Source organism: Treponema sp. (genome assembly GCF_045641405.1).
Classification (GTDB): domain Bacteria; phylum Spirochaetota; class Spirochaetia; order Treponematales; family Treponemataceae; genus Treponema_D.
On the sequence record NZ_JAZUGX010000023.1, the window covers coordinates 1 to 4,150 of the forward strand.

Here is a 4,150-nt window from a genome sequence, read left to right on the forward strand (position 1 = left end):
TTACAGTCTTCACCAACATTACATTTTAAGTCTTTTTCTATACCCCATACAAAGATTTCAAAATCGACTCCTGTGGTACCACAAAAAAATCTAATTTCCGTTGCACCTACTCTAGCTGAAAGATAATCATCTTCGATACGCTTAAATTTTATAGTTTTCAATTTTCCTCCCATCTAAACTTTTGCATGCCACATAATCAAGAAATAAGTGAATATCAGAAGAATTGGTACATAGGCAAAAATATCAATCAATAAAAACATTTTTATCTTTGCCAGCTGTTCATATAAATCCTTAATCCTGTTTGCCGCCATCTGGTGAAGGAAAGAATGCAAATTTAAGAAATGCCATGGAGTTTTTGTTTCATCGAGATTTCTTAAAATCTCTTTATTAAACTCCTCTTCTATTTCCCAAAATTCTTTTTTAAGTTTTTTACTCATTTTACCCCCCCTTATTTCACAAAATACTGAACAATCATTCCTACAAGCCAAACAAATGCCAGACCTACGATTGCGTAATCTCGCCATTCAAATTTGAACTTTGCAGCAGGAACTTTTTTTATCAGCTGCTCATTGTGCTTTTCACAGCTTTTCAGGAAACTGATAACCGCAGATTTGATTTCATCAACCTTCTTTGTATTTTCAGCAATGCTTTCACGGCATTTTCCAGCCAGGATCTTATATTCATTTTCTGAAGCCTTTGTCATATCTGTGCGGAACCCTTTAAGGTTCTCCTCAATTCGAGTTTCGATATTCACAAAATCTTCAACCTTTTTATCCATTGCCTGAAGTTTGCTGTCAAAGGATTCATTTGAAGAACGTTCCCTGTTATCAATATCTTTAAGCCGAAGATCCAGGGTTTCATTGATTTTTTCCATGATTCCATTCATCTGAGCCCGGTCTTCTGCCAGATTCTTCTTCAATGCCAGATAATCAAGATGATATTTCTTCTTATCAATTTCTGACTGAAGGAATCTGGTGTAATTGAATTCCTTATTCAGATTCTCTTCCAGCTTTTTTGCGGTTGCATTAAAGGAGTTATAAAACTCAACCATCGATTCATACATGGCTCTGGAATCTTCAGCATCTGTTACTTTTTCCGAAAGGATTTCAAGATTGACCTCGATTCTTTTAAGAACGTTATCAGGATCTTCTTCATCCATCCTTTGCGGAACCGTCTGGAAAAATGAAGCAGCCTTTTCTTCTTCAATTTCTTTTTCGAGTTCTTCTTCTGTCTGATTTTCATTCATTAGAATACCCCTCGAAAATTACTGCTTATCTTTTGTACGTCTTACAGCAAGATTAGTTTCAATTCTTACCGGAACACAGTTTTCCCAATATTCCTCTGTATCGCCACCATCTGCAAAGATTTTTTCAATGACACCATTTTTCCAATATTCCCAATGACCAGGATACTGAACTGCCGGTTCATCATCTGTTGAATGAAGAACGCCATCTTTGAAATTGTAAATTACAATTCTCGCCGTACTTTCATCAAAACCAGGAGATCCCATAGGTCGAAGTTTTTCATCTTCCCTTCTTACCTGCTGACCTTCAAGCGGATTGTTTTCCGCATCCGTAAACTGCATGAACTGATAAACCTTATGAGCCGATCTTGACTTGCAGTAAAGTTCATTGTTCCATAATTTCTTTGTAAGCTCTTCATGCTGGGCTTTTGACATCATGATTCAATTCCTCCTCTTCATGATTCTTTTGGAAGAACATGTCTTCCGTTCAACCACCACTCTTCATAATTCTCAAGAATGTCTATAACTGCAGGTGCATTTTCACAATGAAGTTCTCCATCTTTCCAATGCTCAATATGGCTTCCGTCATGAGTTTCTACTGCAGGAAGAATGTTCTTTTCTTCATCCAGTGAATCACACAGATAACCCTGTTTTGTTCGGATTGTAATTCCGTCAAGAATGTAATCCCCGTTTGCAATCATACCCTCTGAAGTAATAAGACGAAGGTGCTGGTACGATTTGAAACTTTTCAAAAAGTAGCCTCCTAGATTTGTATTTTCTCCATGCAGTAAGGATTAGCTCCATTCACTGCACAAATGACCTCGCTAAGCTGCTCAGATGAACTCTTTACGCTATCAAGAAATTTTGAAGCAAACTTCCTGACATCTGCTGGTCCGTCGCTGTCCAACAACTCCGAAACCAGAAGAACATCTTCGACAGATACATTTATTGTTACTGGTATTTCATTCATCTAAAAATTCCTCCAATCAAAAACTTTATTAAAATCAAAATAATTAAAAACACGAAGCATTTTATGGCAGCCTCATTTCTCCAGTTCTTCCAGCTGTAATACCTGAACTTGTAACGCCACGCATTAAAACAAATCAGACAGCAGCCGAAAAACCAGATGACAATTACTGATACCCACGTAAAATGTCGCTGAAGAAACCGGCATCCAAAAGATAGATATGTAACAGTGTATTTAAGAACACTTTGCCACAGTCCTTCAGCAATTCTTTTTAATCCATTCATCTTTCCCTAAAATATGTAATTCAATCCAAAATCTTCAGCCACTGTTGAAGCCCAATCATCCGATTCCTTTTCATAATCAGTTCTTTCCTGAACAGGAATTGCAGCAGCGGTTTCAAAAGGATTTTCTTCCGGTGCAGGAACTGGCGGATTGTTTTCTGGATTGTTGGTTACAACTCCATGCTTTTCTCTTTCCTCAGGAGTCATCGGATCAAAAATCATACGGTCAACCTTGATTCTGAGTTCATCATGTTTTCCGCCTCTCGTATCAATCCACTTGTTCTGAATCAGTTTCCCGATAACAAGAACACGTCTTCCCTTCCAGAGCTTCCTAACATTTCTGACAGCATATTCATCAAAAAGTGTCAGGTTCAAAAAGTTTGTATATTCTCCCAAAGATCCATCTGGATTTTTCTTTGGACCATTGTTTGCAACAGTAAACCAGCAGTAAGGTTTCTTTGTGTTTGGAGTTTCCTTGAGTTCAACATCCTCAGTAACTCTTCCCTGAAAAACAACCTGATTAAAATCCCACATATTTAGTCCTCCTCGTTTCAGTCAATAATTCCGTAACGTCTGTCAATTTCTTCAAGTCTTAGACTTCGTTTTTTTATGTTTTCCATGTTCCAGATTTCTGTCATTGGAACTTCATCCAGAACCTGCATTATTTCCATGTCCCTAATCTTCTTCTGCTCAGATGGCAGGGCAAAAATTCTCTTTGCCTTTTTGATTTCATCTGCATCAAAGCGATATGACAAATCAAAATCACATGAACAGCAATTGAAACTGCCCCTGCGGTTTTCAGATCCACAGACAGGACAAACCAAAGGCTTTGGCTTTTCCTTGACCGGATTCTTCATAACAAAATCAGCAATCACATCATCAGCAAGAACGATTTTCTTGAACAATGCATGAATGCTGTCAGGATTCTTTGCCTTTACTTTTTCAGACACAAAATCCAGATACTCCCCTACCCTTTCATCATCAAAGCCTTCTGACTTAAACCGTTCTGTCATCTCACCGATGAACTTCTCAGAATACGGATTACAACCAAGATTCCCTTTAATTTTTGAAATTAAAAAAGCTGCTGCTGCAGATTCTTCACCGCACTTGTTTTCAGGTTGCTGGATGTTTTGTGCAGCTGCTTTTTTTAAATTATTATTTAAATTATTATTGGGTCCAAATTCTGAACTGTTTGAGTTCAAATTCTGAACTGATTCAGTCCGATTTTTGAACTCAGAATCATGTAACACTGTATTTAAGTTCAAATTTTGAACTGCTTTTTTCTTAGAAGATGTAACAGTGTGTTTAAGGGCAATTCTGCTGGCATAAGTAAAATATGTCGGAAATTCCTTTCCCTTGTAGTTCACATACTCACGGCCAATAAGTTTAAGATCCATAAGTTTCTTAACTTTCTCAAAAACACTTGTCCTTCCACAAAATGCCCATAACCTCAGGTAATCACGGCTGCCTCTGAAAACAGATACACCATCCTGAGAGAAACTATGAATCACTGCATAAATCATCAGCTCATTCAAAGCCAGTTCATATTTGTGGGCAAGTTTTGCCATCCATCCCTGAAGCTGTACATAACAGAAATCAGGAAGCTCATCATAAACATCTTCTTCAAAATCAAGGTTTGTAAACTCGTTCTCTAATTCA

General features: G+C 37.5%; 7 protein-coding genes. All 7 read right to left on the reverse strand.

Features of this window, described 5'->3' with window-relative positions; genetic code table 11:
- Window positions 1-173: 173 nt before the first annotated feature.
- Window positions 174-437: a hypothetical protein gene (locus tag ACKI39_RS03990; protein WP_407397892.1), complete on the reverse strand. Its 264-nt coding sequence runs from the start codon at window positions 435-437 to the stop codon at window positions 174-176.
- 11 nt (window positions 438-448) lie between these two features.
- Entirely contained in the window at window positions 449-1,246 is a 798-nt protein-coding gene (locus ACKI39_RS03995; RefSeq protein ID WP_407397894.1) for a hypothetical protein, read from the reverse strand.
- Between the two features lie 18 nt (window positions 1,247-1,264).
- Window positions 1,265-1,681 (reverse strand): hypothetical protein, encoded by a 417-nt coding sequence (locus tag ACKI39_RS04000; protein ID WP_407397896.1) that lies wholly within the window; start codon window positions 1,679-1,681, stop codon window positions 1,265-1,267.
- A gap of 17 nt (window positions 1,682-1,698) precedes the next feature.
- Window positions 1,699-1,995 carry a hypothetical protein gene (locus ACKI39_RS04005; protein WP_318693714.1) on the reverse strand — a complete coding sequence of 99 codons (297 nt, stop codon included), beginning with the start codon at window positions 1,993-1,995 and terminating at the stop codon, window positions 1,699-1,701.
- A gap of 11 nt (window positions 1,996-2,006) precedes the next feature.
- A complete protein-coding gene (locus ACKI39_RS04010) occupies window positions 2,007-2,213 on the reverse strand; it encodes a hypothetical protein (protein WP_318693715.1) in 207 nt (68 codons plus the stop codon).
- Between the two features lie 287 nt (window positions 2,214-2,500).
- Entirely contained in the window at window positions 2,501-3,025 is a 525-nt protein-coding gene (locus tag ACKI39_RS04015) for a single-stranded DNA-binding protein (RefSeq protein WP_407397898.1), read from the reverse strand.
- A 17-nt stretch (window positions 3,026-3,042) separates the two neighbouring features.
- Window positions 3,043-4,150 (reverse strand): hypothetical protein (locus ACKI39_RS04020; RefSeq protein ID WP_407397900.1); only part of this gene is annotated, 1,108 nt, incomplete at its 5' end.